The organism is Arsenicicoccus sp. UBA7492, from assembly GCF_002479615.1.
GTDB lineage: Bacteria > Actinomycetota > Actinomycetes > Actinomycetales > Dermatophilaceae > Arsenicicoccus > Arsenicicoccus bolidensis.
On record NZ_DLOE01000022.1, the window covers coordinates 64,659 to 85,129 of the forward strand.

The following is a 20,471-nucleotide window of genomic DNA, read 5'->3' on the forward strand; positions in this document are numbered from 1 at the left end:
GGGCGGCGGTGGCCTGGGCCTCAGCCTAGAGGGTGGGGCCGTCGGGACGTCCGGACGGCGTGCCGGGGTCGAGGCGCGGGAGGCCGGCGAGCCGGTCGTCGTGCGCGCTCTCCTGCCTTGCAGATTCACCATCGCCGAGGTCACCCTCGCCGAGGTCACCTTCGGCGGGGTCGTCGTCGCCCTCGAGGCGCACCGACCCGAGGACCTCGCGCAGCGCGTCCTCGTCGATGGCACCGTCGCGCAGGACGCGGGGCCGCTCCTGCGTGCAGTCGAGGATCGTGGAGGCCTCGCCGTCCTCGCAGGGGCCTCCGTCGAGGTAGACGCCGACCGCGTCGCCGAGCATCGCCTCGGCCTCCTCGGCGGTCATCGCGGCGGGCTCCCCCGTCAGGTTGGCGCTGGTCACGGCCATCGGACCGACCTCGGTCAGCAGCGCGATCGCGGTCTCGTCCTGCGGGATGCGCAGCGCCACGGTGCCGTTGGTCTCGCCGAGGTCCCACATCAAGGAGGGCTGGGCCAGCAGCACGAGGGTGAGGGGGCCCGGCCAGAACCGCTCCATCAGGTCCCGGGCATAGGGCGGGACGTCGATCGCGAGGCCGTCGACGGTGCGGGCGTGAGGCACGAGCACGGGCGGAGGCATGTGCCGGTCGCGACCCTTGGCCGCCAGGACGGCCGCGACCGCGTCGGGGTTGAACGCGTCGGCCCCGACGCCGTAGACGGTGTCGGTCGGCAGGACGACGACCTCGCCGCGTCGCACGGCGTCGGCCGCCGCGGCCACGCCCTCGTGTCGCCCCTCAGGCGTCGTGCAGTCGAAGTGCGCAGGGCTGTCGCTCATGCCGCCGAGCCTATCGGCCCGAGGACTCCCCCTCGGTGACGCGACCGGAGCGACGAGCGGTGGTCGTGCGGGGCCGGTCGGCGAGGTCGCGGTGGTCGCGCACGTCCTCCCACTCCCCCGTGCGACGCAGGGCGGCAGGCAGGGTGTCCCCCTGCGAGTCGGCGTGCTCCATGACGAGCAGGCCGCCGGGGCGCAGCAGCACCGCCGCGGTGCGCGCCACGTCGAGCGGTATGCCGAGCCCGTCCCCCGGCCCGCCGTAGAGCGCCATGGTCGGGTCGTGGTCGCGGACCTCGGGCTCGCGCGGCACGGCGTCCTGGGGGACGTAGGGCGGGTTGGACACGACGACGTCGACCCGGCCGGCCACGGGGCTCAGAGGCGCCAGGTCCGGCGCGTCGCGCGGGTCGCCGGTCGCGTCCGCAAGGATCACCGTCACGTCGAGGTCGAGCCTCTCGGCGTTGTGCCGCGCCCGACGAAAGGCCAGGTCGGAGGCCTCCACGGCGTAGACCCGCGCTGGAGGGTGCTCGTCCTTGACCGCCAGCGCGATGGCCCCAGATCCCGTGCACAGGTCCACGACCACCGGGCCAGCCGCGAGACGGGAGAGCTCTGCCAGCACGAGCTCGACGGCGAGCTCGGTCTCGGGTCGCGGCACGAAGGTCCCCGGCCCGACGGACAGCTCGAGCCGCCGGAAGCCGGCCCGGCCCGTGAGGTGCTGGAGGGGGACGCGGGCGGCGCGGTGGTCGAGCAGCTCGGCATACCGGCTCGCCTGTCGCTCGGTCAGGCGGGTCCCGAGGACCATGCCCCGGTGCACCTCGCCGGGGTCGCAACCGAGCACGTATGCCGCCAGCGCCACCGCGTCGACCTGTGGCGAGGGCACCCCGGACCCCGCGAGGCGGGCCGTCGCCGCACGGACGACGCCGCGCAGGTCGGTCACGCGTCGGACCCCGCCACCGCGGCCAGGCGGGAGGCCTCGTCGAGCTCGACCGCCGACGCCACGACGGGGTCGAGGTCGCCGTCGAGGACGTGGTCGAGGTTGTAGGCCTTGTAGCCGGTGCGGTGGTCCGCGATGCGGTTCTCGGGGAAGTTGTAGGTGCGGATCCGCTCGGAGCGGTCGACCGTGCGCACCTGCGAGCGACGCGCGTCCGACGCCGCGGCCGCCGCCTCGTCGCGGGCCATCTGCAGCAGCCGCGCGCGCAGGACGCGCATGGCCGACTCCTTGTTCTGCAGCTGGGACTTCTCGTTCTGGCAGGAGACGACCGTGCCGGTCGGCAGGTGCGTGATCCGCACCGCCGAGTCGGTGGTGTTGACGCTCTGCCCGCCCGGACCGGACGAGCGGTAGACGTCGATCTTGAGGTCGTTGTCGTGCAGCTCGACCTCGGCGACGTCCTCGACCTCGGGCATGACCAGCACCCCGGCGGCGGACGTGTGGATGCGCCCCTGCGACTCCGTGACGGGGACGCGCTGCACCCGGTGCACGCCGCCCTCGTACTTCAGCAGCGCCCAGGGCGCGTCGCCCGGCTCGAGCGTGCCCTTGGCCTTGACCGCCACGGACACGTCCTTGTAGCCGCCGAGGTCGGACTCGGTGGCATCGATGATCTCGGTGCGCCAGCCGCGACGCTCGGCGTAGCGGAGGTACATCCGCAGCAGGTCGCCGGCGAACAGCGCCGACTCCTCGCCGCCCTCCCCCGCCTTGACCTCGAGGATGACGTCGCGGTCGTCGTCGGGGTCCCGCGGGATCAGCAGCCGTCGCAGCCTGTCCTCGGCGTCGTCGCGCGTGCCCCGCAGGGCCGGCAGCTCCTCGGCGAACGCCGCGTCCTCGGCCGCCAGCTCCTCGGCCGCGCCCACGTCCGCGATCGATGCGCGCCAGGCGTGGTATGCCGCGACGGTGGGCGCCAGCGCGGCATACCTCTTGTTGAGGCGACGCAGCACGGCCTGGTCACCGTGGACCGCGGGGTCGGCCAGCTGACGCTCGAGGTCGGCGTGCTCGTCGACGATCGACCGGGCGGACTCCAGCATGACGACTCCTGTCAGGGACGGGGTGAGACGCGAAGGGCCGGTCCCCCCGACGTGATGTCGGAAGGGACCGGCCCAGGCGAGGTGCTTACTTCTGGCGCTTGCCGTAGCGCGCCTCGAAGCGGGCGACGCGACCACCGGTGTCGAGAATCTTCTGCTTGCCGGTGTAGAACGGGTGGCACTGCGAGCAGACGTCGGCGCTGATCTTGCCGGAGGTCGCCGTGCTCTTGGTGGTGAACGTCGCGCCACAGGTGCAGGTGACCTGGGTCTCGACGTACGCCGGGTGGATGTCCTTCTTCATGGTGGTCTCCCTCTGAGATCGTTGCGCCGGGTCGAGCGAATTCTCGTGAACCGGCAACCTCTCCATTGTGCCAGATGGCGGCACGTCGGTCCTAACGCGGTGGGCGCGGGAGGCATTCCCGCTGGGCCGGAGCGGCGGCCCGCCCGACACAGTGGTCACAGATCCGACATCAGACGCACCCTCACGTCGTATCCGTGACCACTCTGTCGGTGAGGACGGCTCAGTCGTCGTCGCCCTTCAAGGGGGAGTTGGACTGCACCTGCATCAGGAACTCGACGTTGCTCTTGGTCTTCTTGAGGCGGTCGAGGAGGAGCTCGATGCCGGCCTGCTGGTCCAGGGCAGCCAGGACGCGGCGGAGCTTCCACATGATCTTGAGCTCCTCGCTGGACAGCAGGATCTCCTCGCGGCGCGTGCTCGAGGCGTTGATGTCGACCGCGGGGAAGATGCGCCGGTTGGCGAGCTGGCGGTCGAGCTTGAGCTCCATGTTGCCGGTGCCCTTGAACTCCTCGAAGATCACCTCGTCCATCTTGGAGCCGGTCTCGACGAGAGCGGTCGCGAGGATGGTGAGGGAGCCGCCGTGCTCGATGTTGCGGGCCGCACCGAAGAAGCGCTTGGGCGGGTAGAGCGCGGCGGAGTCGACACCACCGGACAGGATGCGACCGCTCGCCGGGGCGGCGAGGTTGTAGGCGCGACCCAGCTTGGTGATCGAGTCGAGCAGCACGACCACGTCCTGGCCCATCTCGACGAGCCGCTTGGCCCGCTCGATGGCCAGCTCGGCGACCGTCGTGTGGTCCGACGCCGGGCGGTCGAAGGTCGAGGAGATGACCTCGCCGCGCACGGCGCGCTGCATGTCGGTGACCTCCTCCGGACGCTCGTCGACCAGGACGACCATCAGGTGGCACTCGGGGTGGTTGCTCGTGATCGCGTTGGCGATCGCCTGCATGACCATCGTCTTGCCGGCCTTGGCCGGGGCGACGATGAGGCCGCGCTGGCCCTTGCCGATCGGCGACACCAGGTCGATGATCCGGGTCGTCAGGACGTTGGGCTGGGTCTCCAGCCGCAGGCGCTCCTGCGGGTAGAGCGGGGTGAGCTTGGCGAAGTCCACCCGGCTGCGCGCCTCGTCGGGCGTCTGACCGTTGATCGCGTCCACCCGCACCAGGGCGCTGAACTTGCCCTGCTTGCCGTGCTGGTGCTGGCCGGTGCCGTCCTCGCCCGGGTCCTTGATGACGCCCTGGACCGCGTCGCCCTTGCGCAGGCCGAACTTCTTGACCAAGCCGAGGGTGACGTAGACGTCGCCCGAGCCGGGCAGGTAGCCGCTGGTGCGCAGGAAGGCGTAGCTGTCGAGCACGTCCAGCACGCCGGCGACGGGCAGCAGCACGTCCTCGTCGTTGTAGGACACGTCCTCACCGGCGCGGAAGTCCTCGGTGCGGCCACGACGCTTGCGGTCGCGGTTGCGCTGACGGCCACGGCGACGGCCGCCCTGCTCGTCGTCGAACCGGTCGTCGCGGTTGTTGTCGCGGTTGTCGCGCTGGTCACGGCCACCGTTGTCGCGGGCGGCGCGGTTGGTGCCGGCGTTGTCGCGGTTGTCCCGAGCCGTGTTGTCGCGGTTGTCGCGGTTGTCGCGGTTGCCACCGTCACGCTGGTCACGACCGCCGTTGTCGCGCTGGGGGCGGTTGGCGCCGTCCCGGTTGTCGCGGCCGGCGTTGTCGCGGTTGTCGCGGTTGTCGCGGTTGCCGTCACGCTGGTCACGGCCGCCGTTGTCGCGGTTGACGTCACGCTGGTCGCGACCGCCGTTGTCGCGGTTGTCGCGCTCGCGGCGGGGGCGCTGCTCGTCGCGGGGAGCGTTGTCGCGCTGGTCGCGCCCGGACCCAGAGGTGTCAGTGCCATTTGCGGCCTGCTGGCCTTCGGCCTGACGACGGAGCTCGGCGGCCAGGTCGGCGGTGCGGCGGTCGGCCTCGGCGTTGCGCTCGCCCTGCGGCGCCGCGCTCGGCGACGAGGCGACGCGGCGACCACGGCGGGTGCGCCGCTCGGGGCGCTCGCCGGGCTCGTCACGGTCGGTGCGGTCCTCGGCCGGTGCGGCGGACTGCGGGGCCTCGTCACGCACGACCTTGTGCCCCTCGTCGCGGCGCAGCCGCTGGGCCTCGTCGCGGCGGGGCTGGTCCTGACCCTCGTCACGACGCAGCTGGGGGGCCTCCTCGCGCCGGGAGGACGGACGCTCCGCCGGCTGACGATCCGACGCCGGGGCGCTGGAGGCGGGAGCGGTGGCCGGAGCCGGGGCGGACGCCTGCGCGGCCGGGGCGGACTCGGCCGCTCCGGACGTGCGACCGCCACCACGGCGCTCGCGGATGGCGGCGACCAGGTCGCTCTTGCGCATCTTGGCGGTGCCGGAGATGCCCATCTCGGAGGCCACGGCCTGCAGCTCGGGCAGACGCATCGCCGACAGAGCGGTCGTGCGTCGCTGAGTCCCACCGGTCACGGTGGTCTCGGTGTTGTCGGTCACGAAGGTTCCTTCCCCCTCGTCGTCTGCCCGGCATCCGCGCCTGGGCAGGTGATGTAGCCGAGAACAGCTCTCGGCGGTCGGTCCACCTCGCGGCTCTGCCCGCCTCGCAGCGCTCGCGCCGCGGCCGGTGGCCTCTGACCGGTGATCGGTCGGTGGGATCGCATCGTGTCGGGTCCCCGTGCGCTCGGTGCCGCACACCCGGAGGTGTCGTGGGCGATGAGGTCGGAGCCGCGACGTCGCGGGTCGGCCGGGAAGCGATGAGGGCCTGGACGCAGGACCGTGAGTCCTGCAGATCCGGGATCATCGGGCCGAACCACCGTCGTGCTCGATGCATACCCAACCTATCACCCGGGGTGGGCGCTGGGCGCCAAGACCCCACATCCGGGCCGCGCGGCGCGGCTCAGCCCTCCAGCCGGACGGCGCGGACACCGACGGTGGGTATGCCGGGCGTCGCCGACCGCCACCCCTGCGGGAGCGGCAGGGCGTGGACCTCGGCGGCCCGGTCGGCGGTCGTCAGCACCAGGACCGTCGGACCCGCCCCGGAGATCACGGCCGCGTGGCCGAGCTCGCGCAGCCCGTCGAGCAGCCGCATGGACTCGGGGTAGGCCTCGCGGCGCTGCTCCTGGTGCAGCCACTCGACGGTGGCGTCCAGCAGCAGCTCGGGACGACGGGACACGGCCTCGACCAGCAGGGCCGCCCTGGCGGAGTTGAGGGCCGCGTGCTTGAGCGGCACCTGCGGCGGCAGCACGGACCGTGCCGTCGAGGTGGACAGCGTGAGGTCGGGCACGAGCACGACCGGCACGACGTCCGGGTGCACCTCGACCTGCACGGTGCGCACGGGCGCCACGGCGGGCGGCCGCGTGGACCAGGACAGGGTCATCCCGCCGTAGACGCTGGCGGAGGAGTTGTCGGGGTGGCCCTCGTGCTCGCCGGACAGCTGGTTGACGAGGTCGAGGTCGACGTCACCGTCGCCACCGCGGGCGAGGTCGACGAGAGCCGTGGCGGCGGCATACCCCGCCACGGCCGCCGTCGCCGAGGACCCGAGCCCCCGCGAGTGCGGGACGCCGTTGCGGCACACGAGGTGCAGGCCGGCGGGCTCGTCGACCCCGAGCCGGGCCAGGCCGGCTGCGAGGCAGCGGTGGACCAGGTGGGACGCGTCGCGGGGCACCTCGTCGGCGGCCTCGCCCGTCACGTCGATGACCAGGGAGTCGCCCGTGACGACCACGTCGTAGGAGTCCCACACGCCCAGCGCGAGACCGATCGCGTCGAACCCCGGGCCTAGGTTGGCGCTGCTGCCCGGCACGTTGACCCGGACGGCGGCGCCCTCGGGCAGGGCGGTCACCGCGGACACGTCAGCCCTCGAGCCCGAGGGCCGACGCGACGGAGACGGCGTCGACGGACACCTTGACCGGCTCGACCTCGGAGCCGTCGGCCATGCGCAGGGCCCACTGCGGGTCCTTGAGTCCGTGGCCGGTGACCGTGCAGACGATGCGTGCGCCGCGCGGGACCAGGCCGGCCTCGGCGGACGTGAGCAGACCGGCGACGGACGCGGCCGAGCCGGGCTCGACGAAGACGCCCTCGCGGGAGGACAGCAGGCGGTGCGCGGCCAGGATCTGGTCGTCGGTCACGGCGTCGATGAGCCCCTCGGACTCGTCGCGCGCGGCCTCGGCCTGCTGCCAGGAGGCGGGGTTGCCGATGCGGATGGCGGTGGCCACGGTCTCGGGGTGGTCGATGGGGTGGCCCTTGACGATCGGGGCGGCCCCCTCGGCCTGGAAGCCCCACATGCGAGGACGCCGCGTGGCGACCGGCGCGAGGCCGTCGGTGATCTCGGCATACTGCCGGTAGCCGCGCCAGTAGGCCGTGATGTTGCCGGCGTTGCCGACGGGGAGGCAGTGGATCTCGGGGGCGTCCCCGAGGGCGTCGACGACCTCGAAGGCCGCGGTCTTCTGCCCCTCGATGCGCGCGGGGTTGACCGAGTTGACCAGCTCGACCGGGTAGGACTCGGCGAGCTTGCGCGCCACGGTCAGGCAGTCGTCGAAGTTGCCCTCGACCTGCAGCAACGTGGCGCCGTGGGCGATGGCCTGGGAGAGCTTGCCCATGGCGATCTTGCCGTCGGGCACGAGGACCGCGCAGGTCATGCCGGCCTTGGTGGCGTAGGCCGCGGCCGACGCGGAGGTGTTGCCGGTCGAGGCACAGATGACGGCCTTGGCGCCGGCGCGGGCGGCGACCGAGATCGCCGTGGTCATGCCGCGGTCCTTGAACGAGCCGGTGGGGTTGAGCCCTTCGTACTTGAGGTAGACCTGCGCCCCGACGAGCTCGGAGAGGTGCTCCGCCTCGATGAGGGGGGTCCCGCCCTCGTGCAGCGTCACCGTGGGCGCGCCGGCCAGCATCGGCAGGCGCTCGCGGTACTCCTCGATCACGCCCTTCCACTGGTGGGCCATGTCACTCTCCTTCGACGCGCATGACGGACGACACCTCACGGACCTGCGGCAGCGCACCGAGCGCCTCGACCGTGGCGCCCAGCGCCGAGTCGGCCGCGGCATGGGTCACGATCACGAGCTCGGCGCGCTCCTCGGTGTCGTGCTCGTCGCCGGTGAGCTGCTGCTGGCGCACCGTCTCGATCGACACGTGGTGGCGGGCGAACTCCGTTGCGACAGCGGCCAGCACGCCGGGCTCGTCGGCCACGTCGAGGCTGATGAAGTAGCGGGTGCGGGCGTCGCCCATGTCGAGCGTCGGCAGGTCGGCATAGGCCGACTCCCCCGGCCCGCGACCGCCCAGCACGCGGTGCCGCGCGACGGCGACGACGTCGCCGAGGACCGCGCTGGCCGTGGGGTCTCCCCCGGCGCCGCGGCCGTAGAACATGAGCTCGCCGGCCGACCGGGCCTCGACGAAGACGGCGTTGAAGGCCTCACGGACCCCGGCCAGCGGGTGCGTGGTGGGGATCATGGCCGGGTGGACCCGGACGCTGATGCCGGTCGGGTGCTCGGGGGTCGCCTCGACCCGCTCGCAGATGGCGAGCAGCTTGACGACGCAGCCCATCGACTCGGCGGCCTGGACGTCGGCGGCGGTGACCTCGGTGATGCCCTCGCGATAGACGTCGTTGCCGCTCACGCGGCTGTGGAAGGCGAGCGAGGCGAGGATCGCGGCCTTGGCGGCAGCGTCGAAGCCCTCGACGTCGGCGGTCGGGTCGGCCTCGGCGTAGCCCAGCGCCTGGGCCTGCTCGACGGCCTCGCCGAAGCCCGCACCGGTCGTGTGCATCTTGTCCAGCACGTAGTTGGTGGTGCCGTTGACGATGCCGAGGACCTTGCGCACGTCGTCGCCGGCGAGGGACTCGCGCAGCGGACGCAGCAGCGGTATGGCGCCCGCCACCGACGCCTCGTAGTAGAGGTCGACGCCGGCGGACTCGGCCGCGGCGTAGAGCTCGGGTCCGCTCTCGGCGAGCAGCGCCTTGTTGGCCGTCACGACGCCCGCGCCGTGCTCGAAGGCCCGCAGGATGAGGGTGCGGGCGGGCTCGATCCCGCCGATGACCTCGACGACGACGTCGGCCCGGGTCACGAGCTCGTCGGCATCCGTGGTGAACAGCTCCGGGTCCACGCTGGCGGCGCTGCGGTCGCGCCCGAGGCGGCGGACGGCGATGCCGACCAGCTCGATCGGGGCACCGATGCGGGCCGCGAACTCGTCGGCCTGCTCGGTCAGCAGCCGCGCCACCGCCGATCCGACGACGCCGCAGCCCAGCAGGGCCACCCGGATCGGGGTCTGCTTGTCGCTGTCCTCCACGGGTGGGGCTCCTTGCTCGTCAGGTCGTGCGACGGTCGGGTCGAGGCTCGAGGACGCGCCCGGTCGTGCGAGACGCTGACGAGCATCCTCGAGCGGCATGGTCGTCACCCTCAGTCTCGACCGGTCTTGTGGTGGCGGCGGCCGTTTGTCCGACATACGGGACGCGAACGTCTCGTATGTCGATCAGGCGTCGGCGACGTCCAGGGCGAGGAGATCCTCGACGGTCTCGCGGCGCACGACCAGCCGGGCCACGCCGTCGCGCACCGCCACGACGGGCGGGCGCGGGGTGTGGTTGTACTGGCTGGCCATCGCGCGGCAGTAGGCGCCGGTCCCCGGCACGGCGATGAGGTCGCCGGGGATGACGTCGGACGGGAGGTACTCGTCGCGCACGACCACGTCGCCGCTCTCGCAGTGGCGGCCCACGACACGGGAGATGACGGGGGCGGCGTCGCTGCGGCGGTTGGCCATGGTGCAGGAGTAGTCGGCGCCGTAGAGGGCGGTGCGGATGTTGTCGCTCATGCCGCCGTCGACCGAGACGTAGAGGCGGGTGGCGCCGCGGTCGACCTGGACCGGCTTGACCGTGCCGACCTCGTAGAGGGTGAAGGTCGACGGACCGGCGATGGCGCGGCCGGGCTCGATGGAGACGCGCGGGGCGTCGATGCCCAGGGAGGTCACCTCGCGACGGACGATCTCGGCCATCTGCTGCGCGAGCTCGGCGGGCGGGAGCGGGGTGTGCTGCGTGGTGTAGGCGATGCCGTAGCCGCCACCGAGGTCGAGCTCGGGCATGGCGACGCCCAGCTCGTCGCGGACGCGCGCGTGCAGCTGCAGGACGCGCCGCGCCGACAGCTCGAACCCGCTGGTCTCGAAGATCTGCGAGCCGATGTGGCTGTGCAGCCCGAGCAGGCGCAGACCGGGGCGGGCGACGATGCGCTCGCAGGCCGCGAAGGCCGCTCCCCCGGCCAGCGAGAAGCCGAACTTCTGGTCCTCGTGGGAGGTCGCGATGAACTCGTGGGTGTGCGCCTCGACCCCGGCGGTCACGCGCACCATGACCCCGACCTCGACGCCGCGGGAGCGGGCGACGGCGGCGACGCGGTCGATCTCGGCGTGGCTGTCGACGATGATCCGCCCGACGCCGGCGTCCACCGCGGCCTCGATCTCGGCGACCGTCTTGTTGTTGCCGTGGAAGCCGATCCGCTCCCCCGGCAGGCCGGCGCGCAGGGCCACGGCCAGCTCGCCGCCGGTGCACACGTCGAGGCAGAGCCCCTCGTCGCGGATCCAGGACGCGACCGCGGTGCACAGGAAGGCCTTGCCCGCGTAGTAGACGTCGCCGCCGCCGCCCAGCTCCGGATCGGCGAAGGCCGCGGCATACGCCTGCTTGAACTCCCTGGCCCGCGTGCGGAAGTCGTCCTCGTCGATGACATAGGCGGCGGTGCCGAACTCGTCCCGGATCCGGGAGACGGGCACGCCCGCGACCGCCAGCTCGCCCGCCGCGTCCTTGGTGACGTTGCGCGCCCACAGGCCGGGCTCGAGCTCGTTGACGTCGCTGGGCCACGGGAGCCACTCGGGAGCGGCGGAGTAGCCGTCGGCGTGCAGGGCACCGGCCTCGTGCGCGTGCATGGTCACAACCTTTCGAGAGGGGTGGCCCCGGACGCGCGCAGGCCGTCGGCCAGGGCGTCCCGGGCCGCGACGACGACCCGGTGGTCGAGGTCGCGCGGGCGGGGTTCTCGGGTCCAGACCAGCACAGACGCGCCGTAGGCCGCGAGCCAGTCCGTCAGGTGGTGCACCCGGCCGTCCGCCGCGAGCCGGTCGCGCACGCGCCAGGCGTCGACGAGGCGGACGAGGACGTCGTGGGGCGGGAGCCGCTCGCCGGGCGGCTGCTCCGCCAGGCGGCACAGCCGGGAGTGGGCGAGCTGGGCGGCATACCGGGCGTTTGTCGGGGTGCGCGCGGTGGCCCGCCGGGTGGTGGCCGGCTGGGTGGCGGGGCCGGGTGCGCGGTCCGCCCACCCGGGCGGCAGGTCGAGCGCCAGGGTCACCAGGGTGGGGTCGTCCAGCCGTATGCCGAGCAGCCCGCGCGGCAGCGCGTCGGCGTCGACGGCCGGCGCGAGGGCCTCGACGAGGAGGCTCGCGTGGTGGGCGGCGGCGTCCGGGTTGCCCGCGGCGAGGCGCAGGGGCAGCGAGGAGATCCAGTCAGGGTGGCGGGCGGGTGTGTCCGTGTGGCGGGCCGGTGTGTCCGTGTGTCCCCCACGGGACGGCTCGAGCGCCACGTCGTGGGGGTCGATGTCGTGGCCGGCGCGCGCGGCGGCATACGAGATCTGCTGGGAGAGGACGAAGCTCGACCCGTGAGCCGGGCTCCCGCTCACGCGCGCCCGCTCGCGGCGAGGATCCCCACCATCGCCAGCAGCTCATCCGGCTCGAAGGGCTTGGCGATGAACCCGTCGACCTCGGCCTGCTCGGCCTGGACGCGGTGGTGCGGCTGCACCGAGGCCGTGACCATGACGATCGGGATGTCCTCGAGCGCCGGATCGGCCCGGATCATCCCGACCATCCACCACCCGTCGCGGCGCGGCATGAGCGCGTCGACCGTGATCACGTCCGGCCGGGGCATGGCCGGGTCGCGGAGGATCTCCAGGGCCTCGACCCCGTCACCGGCCTCGATCACGTCGTAGCCGTCGAGCTCGAGGTTGAGCCGGATCAGCGTCCGGATCTGGTCGGCGTCGTCGCAGACGAGCACCGTCCCCAGCCGCTCGCCGTCGCCCTGGTCCCATTCCATGTTTGCGAGCCTAGGCTGGTATGGTCGACCTTCGCACGAACCGGTCGCTGCGCCATGGCGCGTCGCCCCTCGATCGTGCTGCTGGGCCCCCATAGCTCAGGGGATAGAGCACCGCCCTCCGGAGGCGGGTGCGTAGGTTCGAATCCTACTGGGGGCGCCCGACGCGAAGGCCCGGTCCAGACGGACCGGGCCTTCGCTGTGCTCGGGCTCGACGCACCGGGGCTTTCGTGTCCTTCAGACACCGAGGGTGATCAACTACTACTCTGCGTAGTTAATCCTTTGGTGAATGGAGCCACCCATGCCGGTCCCCCTCCCCCTGGCCCGACGGTCGCGGATCGTCGCCGCCGGCGCCCTCGCCCTGCTGGTCACCGCCCCCGCGGCGGCCGCGAGCACGTCGGCCACGAACCCGTCGGCGGCGAGCCCGTCCGCCGCCCCCACCGCGACCGCGTCCACGAAGGCCACGGGGCCCGCCAAGAGCAGCTCGAGGGGGCACTACATCGTCACGCTCAAGGCACCCCCGGCCGCCGTGGCACCCCGGACCAAGGCGCCGAAGGGTGGCCGCTTCCAGTCGACGAGCGCCGCCGTCCGCGACCACCGCGCGAGCCTCGAGACGACGCAGCGCGCCGTGGCCGCCCGCCGCTCGGTCGCGATCGAGCGGCAGTTCACCGTGGCCACCAACGGGTTCAGCGCCCGCCTGGACGCAGGGCAGGTCGCCGCGCTGCGGTCGGACCCCGAGGTCGCCGCCGTCGATCCCGTGCAGCGCCGGCGCCCCACCGTCTACCAGACCCCTGACGCGCTCGGCCTGACGGGCACGTCCGGCGTGTGGGCCCGGGTCGGCGCCGGGTCCACTCCCCCGACGAGCGCCGCGACGGCCGGCCGGGGCGTCGTCGTCGGCGTGCTCGACACGGGGGTGTGGCCCGAGAACGCCAGCTTCACGGGACCGGCGCTCGGGACGGCGACCACGAGCACGGTGGGGTCGGCATACAGCCTGGACCGCGGGGCCACGACGACGCTGACCAAGGCCGACGGCGGGACCTTCCGCGGGAGCTGCACGGGCGCGGTGGGCAGCAACCCGGTCGAGGTCTGGACCTCGGCCCTGTGCAACCAGAAGCTCGTGTCCGCCCGCGCCTTCCCGACCGGCGACCCGGACTGGCGCAAGACGTCCCCGAGCGCCGGCAACCCGGACTACTGGTCCCCCCGCGACAACGACGGTCACGGCACCCACACGGCCTCGACCGCCGCCGGTCGCGAGGTCGACATGGGCGGGGCCTGGGGTCGCAGCGCAGGGATCGCGCCCGGTGCCGCCGTCGCGGCCTACAAGGTGTGCTGGGACTTCGACGGCGTCGACCAGGACCGCGACGGGATCAACGACAACTACTGCCTCGACGACTCCGTCGTGGCCGCCGTCGACCAGGCCGTGCTCGACGGGGTGGACGTGCTCAACTACTCGATCTCGGGGTCCTCGGACCGTGTGACCGATCCCGTGTCGCTGGCCTTCCAGCGCGCCGACGCGGCGGGCGTCGCCGTCGTGGCGGCCGGGAGCAACGACGGGCCCAGGGCCGGCACCGTGGACCATGTCGCGCCGTGGGTGACGACCGTGGCCGCCGCCAGCCACACCTCGCCGATGGCGGTGGCGGACTTCTCGGGTCGCGGCCCGACGTCGGCGTCGGGCTCGGGCATCATCAAGCCCGACCTGGCCGCGCCCGGCGTCGGCATCGTGGCCGGGTCGGTCCCGTGGCGGGCCGGCTGGTCGACCACCGCGCCCTCGGTCTACGAGAACATGTCGGGCACGTCCATGGCGAGCCCCCACGTCGCCGGCCTGACCGCGCTGCTCGAGGCGCGCCATGCGCGGGAAGCAGCGTGGACGCCGAGCGCCATACGGTCCGCGCTCATGATGACCAGCGTCGACACGACCACGACCGACCCGTTCGCCCAGGGGGCGGGGTATGTCGCCCCGGCGGCCGCCCTCGACCCGGGCCTCCTGCTCGACGCGACGCCCGAGGACATGGCGAGGTTCGCGCAGGGTCAGGGCGTGGACACCGGCCGGACGCCGCTCGACCCCACCGACCTCAACCTCGCCTCGATCGCCGTGCCGCTGCAGGGCGGTGACGTGCGGGTGACGCGGCGGTTCACCGCGACCCGGAGCGGCACCTGGTCGGTCCGCGCCTCCCTCCCGGGGTATGTCGTGACCGCGCCCGCCAGCATCACCGCCACCGCGGGGTCGCCCGTGACGCTCTCGCTGGTCCTGCGCCCGTCGACCGCGACCAACGGCGCCTGGGCCAAGGGGAGGGTCACGCTGACGCCCACCGCCGGTGGCTCGACGCTGCACCTGCCGATCGTGTCGCGGTCCGGGTTCTCCCAGCCGGGAGAGCTGTCGGCGACCGGACGCTCCGGTCGCCTGCCCATCCGGGTGGCGAGCCCCACGTCCGGCCGGTTCACGCCCGTGACGGGGCTGGCGACCGGACGCCGTGACCCGGGCACGGTGAGCCAGGGCGGCACGTGGGCCACCCCGTCCCTGACGGTGGCTGCCGGGTCGCCCCTGCTGCGGGGAGACCTCGTCGCCGCGAACGGCGCCGACGACCTGGACCTCTACCTCCAGCGGCTGGACGGCAGCACCTGGACCACGGTCGGGGCCGCGGAGACCGAGTCGGGCGACGAGACGCTGGACGTCGGCAGCCCGGCGGCCGGGACCTACCGGTTCGTCGTGCAGGGGTATGCCGTCTCCGGGACCGCCTCGTTCACGCTCGAGACCTTTGCGGTGCAGAGCGGCCGCGACGCGATGTTCACGGTCAACCCACGCACGTCGCTGCTGACCAGCGGCGCGACCGCCACGCCCTGGCTGGTGTGGCAGGGCCTGGAGCCGCGACGGGTCTACCTGGGCTACGTGCGCTACCCGACGTCGCCGCGGGCGACGCTGCTGCGCATCGCCACCTGACCTCGGGCGCGGTGGCCGCGGGCGAAGTCGGGCGGATGTGCCTACCTCAGGTCGTCACATCCGCCTGGCGTGCCAAGTCGGGCGGACGTGACTACCTGAGGTAGGTGCGGGGCAGGTGGGTGCGCGGCGCCATGCGCGGGCCGCGGCGCGGGCGCACCTGGCCGCTCAGCTCGAGCAGCCGCGTGACGCGGAACCGGTGCCCCCGATAGGGCTCGAGCAGCTCCGCCATGCCGTGGTCGTCGGTCTCGCGGCCGGCCAGCGCCCACCCGACGTTGCGCGCCACGTGGTAGTCGCCGAAGCTCACCGCGTCGGCGTCGCCGAGGGCCCGCTGCCGCACCTCGGCGGCCGTCCACACCCCGATCCCCGGTATGGCGCGGAGCCGCCGGTGGGCCTCGCGCGGGTCGAGGTCGACGCACTCTTCCAGGCGCGGAGCCACCGCCAGCGCCCGCTGGACGGTCGCCGAGCGAGCCCCGTCGACGCCGGCCTGCAGCCACGCCCAGGACGGCACCTGGCGCCACACCTGCACCGACGGGGCGACCATCAGGCCGAGACCCTCACCGGGGCCTGGTGCCGGCTCGCCATACGTCCGCACGAGGCGGCGATAGCCGCCGAAGGCCTCCTGACCCGTGACCTTCTGCTCGATGACGGCCGGGACCAAGGCCTCGACGACGAGGCCGGTCCGCGCGATCCGGAAGCCCGGGTGGCGGCGGTGGGCGTCGCGCACCACGTCGTGGACGGGCACCAGCCCGGTCGCGTCGTCCTGCTCCCCGACCAGCCCCGGCAGATGCTCCAGGGACCACTCGGCCCCCGGGCCCCAGGCCTCACCCACCACCTCGTCGGCCTGGCGCTCGAGGTGGATCGTCACCGGGCCGTCGGGGGTGCGCATCGCCCGCCACCACCCACCCGTGGCCGTGCGACGTCCGGTCGGGTCACCGCCTCCCCGCTGCAGGGCGGCCAGGGTCGACCGGAGGTCCAGCGGGCGGTCGAGCCGGATCCGGCGCACTCAGCGTCGCCGCAGCGTCAGCCGGGCCAGGGCGTAGGCGCTGCCGTCGGTGCGCACCTGCTCGTCGTCGCGCGCGCCACGGACGGCGGCGGTGAGGCGCCGCCCCACCTCGCCGTCGAGGTCGCCGACGAGTCGCAGCCCCCACCCGTCGGCGCGGGCCTCGAGGGCCCGCAGGTCGGCTCGCCCCAGGGCTCCCTCGGCGTCCGCGTCGCCGACGGGCACGGTCACCACGACGACCCCACCCGGTCGCAGCACGACCCCGGCCAGCTCGAGCACGGCGTCGACGTCGTCCGCCACCGCGCCGGCCGGGTGCAGGCGGGCCAGCAGGTCGACGCTCCCCCGCTCGTGCGGGACCTCGCGCGAGACGGCGAAACCCAGCGCCCGGCACCACCGCGACAGCGGCGACCAGCGACCTCCGAGATCGACGACCTGGCTGCGGTGCGTGCCGTCGTCGACGAGGCGCAGCAGCGCGGCGAGGGCACCCATCGCCGCCCACGCGTTGACCTCGTCGAGGACCATCGGGAGCCCCAGGTCGTCGGCCGCCTCGCGGTGCTCCTCGGCCTCGGCGTAGGACGCCAGCACGTCGGTCGGCAGCACCCACTCAGGCAGGTCGCCGGCCGCGCCGAGCCGCGCCCGCACGCCCCAGCGCGAGCTCGCGTGCAGCCGCCGAGCGGCGTCCGTGGCGATCGCCGCCCCGGCGGTGACGCCCGCGACCCGCCCCAGCGTCCTCGCCACCTGGCCCAGCGCCATCCGTGGTCCTCCGTCATCCTCGAGATCGGCTCTCGCCAGCCTAGTAGGTCCGGTCGCTAGGCTGGGCCGATGCCGACCCTGCGCGAGCTCCTCCCCGCCCTGCAGTCCCGCGACGTCAGCCAGCCGGCGATCACGTGCTACGACCGCACGGGGGGCGCGACGCACGGCGAGCGGATCGAGCTGAGCGGGCGGGTGCTGCTCACCTGGGCCAGCAAGGCCGGCAACGCGCTGCAGGACGAGTGGTCCCTCGAGCCCGGCAGCACCGTCGGCCTGGCCCTGCCCGCGCACTGGCGGGCGGGCTACTGGGCGCTGGCGACCTGGTGGGCCGGGGCGACGCTGGTGACGGGGGCCGGGGCGCTCGAGGCCGACCTGCTCGTCACCGACGACCCGACGCTCGCGGCCGAGGCGCCGGGCGAGGCCGCGCTCGTCACGCTCGCCGGCCTGGCCCGGTCCCACCCCGGCCCCGTGCCCGCCGGGGTGATGGACGAGGCCCGCGAGCTCGCGACCTACGGGGACCGGTTCGACGCCCTCGACTCTCCCGGGCCCGGCGCCGTCGCCTGGCGCCGGAGCGACGGGACCAGGCTGTATGACGACCCGCTGCGAGCCGACGACCGCCGCACCTGCCTGGTGGTGGGCGAGGAGGCGGACCGTCATACGGCCGACCTCGAGGACGCGCTCGACCGGATGGTCCGCGGGTGGTCCGGCGACGGCAGCCTCGTGCTGGTCCGCACGGGGGCGCCCGGCTCCGGCGGCCCCGGCGACCCCGGCGTTGCCGGTGACGGTCTCGCCGGGGTCGCCGGGATCGACGGGATCGACGGGATCATCGAGGCCGAGCGCGCCGAGCTCGTGCGAGGACCGGCCTGAGCGGTCGCCGGGGCGGCGACCTGCGGGTGTTAGCGAGGTAGTCACCCGCCCGTCGACGGGCTAGTCACCGGCGCTCATGCCGCGTTTGCCCGATCGGGCCAGGGTGCGTGGTGGGGGGAGCCTGAACACGCCCCAACTGTCACAAGTGCCCCATCAACCTCACAAGACACACGCGTGTAATTAGTCCAAAAAGGGCGACATCGGCGTCAAAGGTTCCGCGATGACGTCTACCTGTGATCACATACGGACAGTAACGAGACGGTCACACTCCGTGATTTGATCGTTCTGGGGCGAACTAGCCATCCAGCTCGACACCGCTCGAGAAGAGTCCTGGGCCAGCCCCCGCCCAGGACCTGGGAGACCCATGCGCATCACACCTACGTCGCGACGCGCCGCCGCCGTCGCCGCCGTGTCCGCCGCCGTCATCGCCGGCTCGGGCGCTCCTGCGTCCGCGGCCGAGTCCTACAGCCGGCCCGCCGACGGCACCCTGGAGATCACCGGCCGGGGCTTCGGCCACGGCCGTGGCATGTCCCAGTACGGCGCCATGAACGCCGCCAGGCAGGGCCGCTCGTGGCAGCAGATCGTCAGCCACTACTACCCGGGCGCCACGCAGACCCGGCTGGCCGACCCCACCATCCGCGTGGGCGTGGCCGGCCGGCTCGGCAACGCCGCCCGCGTCGCTGCCGAGCCCGGACTGGTCGCCGACGACGGCCGTGGCCAGGTCGTGCGCCTGTCCGTGGTCGACGGCACGGTCCCCGTGCGGTCCTGGCAGGTCGACCGCCCGACCTCGGGGGGCACCACGACCACCGCCACCTTGTGGTTCACCACGTCGGCCGGCCAGCGCAAGGCGCTGCGGTCGACGTCCTCCGGTCGGTGGACGATCCGGGCGACGGACGGCACCGTCACCGCGGTCGGCTCCACCGGCACGCCGGTCGCGACCTACCTCGGCAGCCTCACGGGCATCCGCTCCGGCACGACCATCTCCCCCGTCGTCACGACCACCCTCGAGAGCTACGTGCGCCAGGTCGTGCCCTTCGAGAGCCCCGGCAGCTGGCCGGTGCAGGCGCTCGCCGCGCAGTCCGTCGCGGCCCGCTCCTACGCCGCGAGCTGGCTGCGCAAGCCCCGCACCTCGACCTACGACATCTGCGACACCGCCGCGTGCCAGGTGTTCGGCGGGATCACCAGCGAGACCACCAACTCGCGCACCGCCGTCGCGGCCAGCAAGGGCATCATCCTCACCCGGGCCGGCCTCCCCGCCCACACCGAGTTCGGATCCTCCAACGGTGGCCAGACGGTGTACGGCAACGTGTCCTACCTGCCCGCCCAGGCCGACCCCTACGAGACCGGCCTCGCCCCCACCACCAACACCTGGGGCGTCTCCGTCCCCGTGAGCAAGCTCGAGCGGGCCTACCCCGCCATCGGGTCCTTCCAGCGGATGACCGTGCTCGCGCGAGACGGCAAGGGCCTGTGGGGCGGTCGCGTCCTCACGGTCCGGCTGCAGGGCACCCGCGGCTCCGTCGACGTCTCCGGCGAGCGCCTGCGCAGCGTCGTCGGCGGCACCGCCCTGCGCTCCACCTACTTCAAGCCCGTCAGCTCCCTGTGACCCGTCCGTCTCGACACCCTGGAGACCCCCTCGTGAAGACCTCCCGCACCACCCTCGTCAAGGGCACCACGCTGCTCTCCGCCACCCTCGGCCTGAGCTTCGGCTTCGTCGCCCTGCCGTCCGTCGCCGTGCAGGCTCCGGTCCCCGCAGCGGTGCCGGCCAAGAACGGCCCCATCACCCCGGACGTCAAGAAGCACGCCCTCGGCGACAAGGTCCGCACCACGGTCCAGCAGGCCGGTCCCGAGACGAAGGTCGTCCAGGACTCCTCGCTGCCCAAGGACGCCGCGGGCAAGCCGGTGGCCACGCCGGCCAAGGGCACCGTCGACCCCACGCTCGAGGCCGGAGCCACCACCGACACCGTCGTGGACCTCCCCGCCACCGGCAACCTGGTCGGCGTCACCTGGCCGGGCACCACCACCATGGCGGCCAAGGCCACCGTCGCCGTCCGTGCCCAGACCGCCAAGGGCTGGCAGGAGTGGCAGGAGCTGGCCATCGACGCCGTCAAGGAGCAGACGACGGGCAAGGTCACGAAGTACGGCACCGAGCCCATCTGGGTCGATGGCGCTACCCGGGTCCAGGTGCGCGTCGCCGCGTCCGCCAAGGACCTGCTCAAGACCGCGTCCCTCGCGGCCGTCACCTCCCGCGAGACGGCGGCCGACGCGCAGCTCACCCCCACCGCCGTGGCGGGTGCCGCGAACGCGGCATACGTGCCGTCCGTGATCTCCCGCGCCGGCTGGGGCGCCAACGAGTCGCTGCGCAAGGGCTGCGTGCCCTCGGTGCGCGAGACGTCCAAGGTCGTCGTGGTGCACCACACCGCGGGGCAGAACAGCTACACCAAGGCGCAGTCGGCGTCGATCATCCGCGGCATCTACGCCTACGACACGGGCGGCCTGGGCTGGTGCGACGTGGCCTACAACATGATCGTCGACAAGTACGGCCAGAAGTTCGAGGGTCGCTTCGGCGGACTGAGCCGCCCCGTCAAGGGCGCCCACGCCGACGCGTTCAACAACTACACCTTCGGCATCTCGATCCTCGGCAACTACGACACCACCCGGGTCCCCGAGGCCGGCATGTCGGCGCTCAAGCAGGGCATCGCCATGCGCCTCTCGCAGTTCTACATCGCGCC

Annotated in this window: 17 protein-coding genes and 1 tRNA gene; 5 read left to right on the forward strand and 13 right to left on the reverse strand. The window is 73.5% G+C overall.

What is annotated here, in order from left to right:
• Nucleotides 1–25 precede the first annotated feature (25 nt).
• The 11 genes from B4E97_RS05695 to B4E97_RS05745 all read right to left on the reverse strand — a co-directional run bounded on the left by B4E97_RS05695 (nucleotide 26) and on the right by B4E97_RS05745 (nucleotide 12,190).
• Entirely contained in the window at nucleotides 26–832 is an 807-nt protein-coding gene (locus tag B4E97_RS05695; protein ID WP_286959018.1) for an L-threonylcarbamoyladenylate synthase, read from the reverse strand.
• Between the two features lie 10 nt (nucleotides 833–842).
• Entirely contained in the window at nucleotides 843–1,763 is a 921-nt protein-coding gene (gene prmC, locus B4E97_RS05700; RefSeq protein WP_286959019.1) for a peptide chain release factor N(5)-glutamine methyltransferase, read from the reverse strand.
• On the reverse strand, nucleotides 1,760–2,845 hold the full coding sequence (prfA, locus tag B4E97_RS05705; protein ID WP_239264021.1) for a peptide chain release factor 1: 1,086 nt from the start codon (nucleotides 2,843–2,845) through the stop codon (nucleotides 1,760–1,762). Before prfA ends, prmC begins: the two co-directional genes overlap by 4 nt.
• Before the next feature lie 85 nt (nucleotides 2,846–2,930).
• On the reverse strand, nucleotides 2,931–3,143 hold the full coding sequence (gene rpmE, locus B4E97_RS05710) for a 50S ribosomal protein L31 (protein ID WP_286959021.1): 213 nt from the start codon (nucleotides 3,141–3,143) through the stop codon (nucleotides 2,931–2,933).
• Nucleotides 3,144–3,363: 220 nt separating this feature from the next.
• Nucleotides 3,364–5,643, reverse strand: coding sequence for a transcription termination factor Rho (gene rho / locus B4E97_RS05715; RefSeq protein ID WP_286959022.1), 2,280 nt, complete (start codon nucleotides 5,641–5,643; stop codon nucleotides 3,364–3,366).
• A 400-nt stretch (nucleotides 5,644–6,043) separates the two neighbouring features.
• Nucleotides 6,044–6,985, reverse strand: a complete 942-nt coding sequence (locus B4E97_RS05720; protein WP_286959023.1) for a homoserine kinase — start codon at nucleotides 6,983–6,985, stop codon at nucleotides 6,044–6,046.
• Between the two features lie 10 nt (nucleotides 6,986–6,995).
• Complete coding sequence (gene thrC, locus B4E97_RS05725; protein WP_239264025.1) at nucleotides 6,996–8,084, reverse strand: threonine synthase; 1,089 nt, start codon at nucleotides 8,082–8,084, stop codon at nucleotides 6,996–6,998.
• A 1-nt stretch (nucleotide 8,085) separates the two neighbouring features.
• Nucleotides 8,086–9,420 carry a homoserine dehydrogenase gene (locus B4E97_RS05730; RefSeq protein WP_029210682.1) on the reverse strand — a complete coding sequence of 445 codons (1,335 nt, stop codon included), beginning with the start codon at nucleotides 9,418–9,420 and terminating at the stop codon, nucleotides 8,086–8,088.
• 183 nt (nucleotides 9,421–9,603) lie between these two features.
• Complete coding sequence (gene lysA, locus B4E97_RS05735; RefSeq protein ID WP_286959024.1) at nucleotides 9,604–11,037, reverse strand: diaminopimelate decarboxylase; 1,434 nt, start codon at nucleotides 11,035–11,037, stop codon at nucleotides 9,604–9,606.
• 2 nt (nucleotides 11,038–11,039) lie between these two features.
• Nucleotides 11,040–11,780 carry a hypothetical protein gene (locus B4E97_RS05740; protein WP_286959025.1) on the reverse strand — a complete coding sequence of 247 codons (741 nt, stop codon included), beginning with the start codon at nucleotides 11,778–11,780 and terminating at the stop codon, nucleotides 11,040–11,042.
• Nucleotides 11,777–12,190, reverse strand: a complete 414-nt coding sequence (locus B4E97_RS05745) for a response regulator (RefSeq protein WP_029210685.1) — start codon at nucleotides 12,188–12,190, stop codon at nucleotides 11,777–11,779. The genes B4E97_RS05740 and B4E97_RS05745 overlap by 4 nt, the downstream gene beginning before the upstream one ends.
• Before the next feature lie 85 nt (nucleotides 12,191–12,275).
• Between B4E97_RS05745 and B4E97_RS05750 the strand changes: the two genes are divergently transcribed.
• Nucleotides 12,276–12,347, forward strand: a tRNA-Arg gene (locus B4E97_RS05750).
• A gap of 141 nt (nucleotides 12,348–12,488) precedes the next feature.
• Nucleotides 12,489–15,125 (forward strand): S8 family serine peptidase, encoded by a 2,637-nt coding sequence (locus B4E97_RS05755; RefSeq protein ID WP_286959026.1) that lies wholly within the window; start codon nucleotides 12,489–12,491, stop codon nucleotides 15,123–15,125.
• A 91-nt stretch (nucleotides 15,126–15,216) separates the two neighbouring features.
• Here the strand turns inward: B4E97_RS05755 and B4E97_RS05760 are convergent, their stop codons facing one another.
• Both B4E97_RS05760 and B4E97_RS05765 read right to left on the reverse strand, forming a co-directional pair.
• A complete protein-coding gene (locus B4E97_RS05760; RefSeq protein ID WP_286955520.1) occupies nucleotides 15,217–16,011 on the reverse strand; it encodes a DNA-3-methyladenine glycosylase family protein in 795 nt (264 codons plus the stop codon).
• 117 nt (nucleotides 16,012–16,128) lie between these two features.
• Complete coding sequence (locus tag B4E97_RS05765; protein WP_286955521.1) at nucleotides 16,129–16,878, reverse strand: hypothetical protein; 750 nt, start codon at nucleotides 16,876–16,878, stop codon at nucleotides 16,129–16,131.
• Between the two features lie 69 nt (nucleotides 16,879–16,947).
• On the opposite strand from B4E97_RS05765, the gene B4E97_RS05770 reads away from it, so the two are divergent.
• The 3 genes from B4E97_RS05770 to B4E97_RS05780 all read left to right on the forward strand — a co-directional run.
• Entirely contained in the window at nucleotides 16,948–17,742 is a 795-nt protein-coding gene (locus B4E97_RS05770; protein ID WP_286959027.1) for a TIGR03089 family protein, read from the forward strand.
• Nucleotides 17,743–18,106: 364 nt separating this feature from the next.
• Complete coding sequence (locus B4E97_RS05775; RefSeq protein ID WP_286959028.1) at nucleotides 18,107–19,345, forward strand: SpoIID/LytB domain-containing protein; 1,239 nt, start codon at nucleotides 18,107–18,109, stop codon at nucleotides 19,343–19,345.
• A 32-nt stretch (nucleotides 19,346–19,377) separates the two neighbouring features.
• Nucleotides 19,378–20,471, forward strand: a 1,094-nt coding sequence (locus B4E97_RS05780; RefSeq protein ID WP_286959029.1) for an N-acetylmuramoyl-L-alanine amidase, incomplete at its 3' end; no start/stop codon positions are given.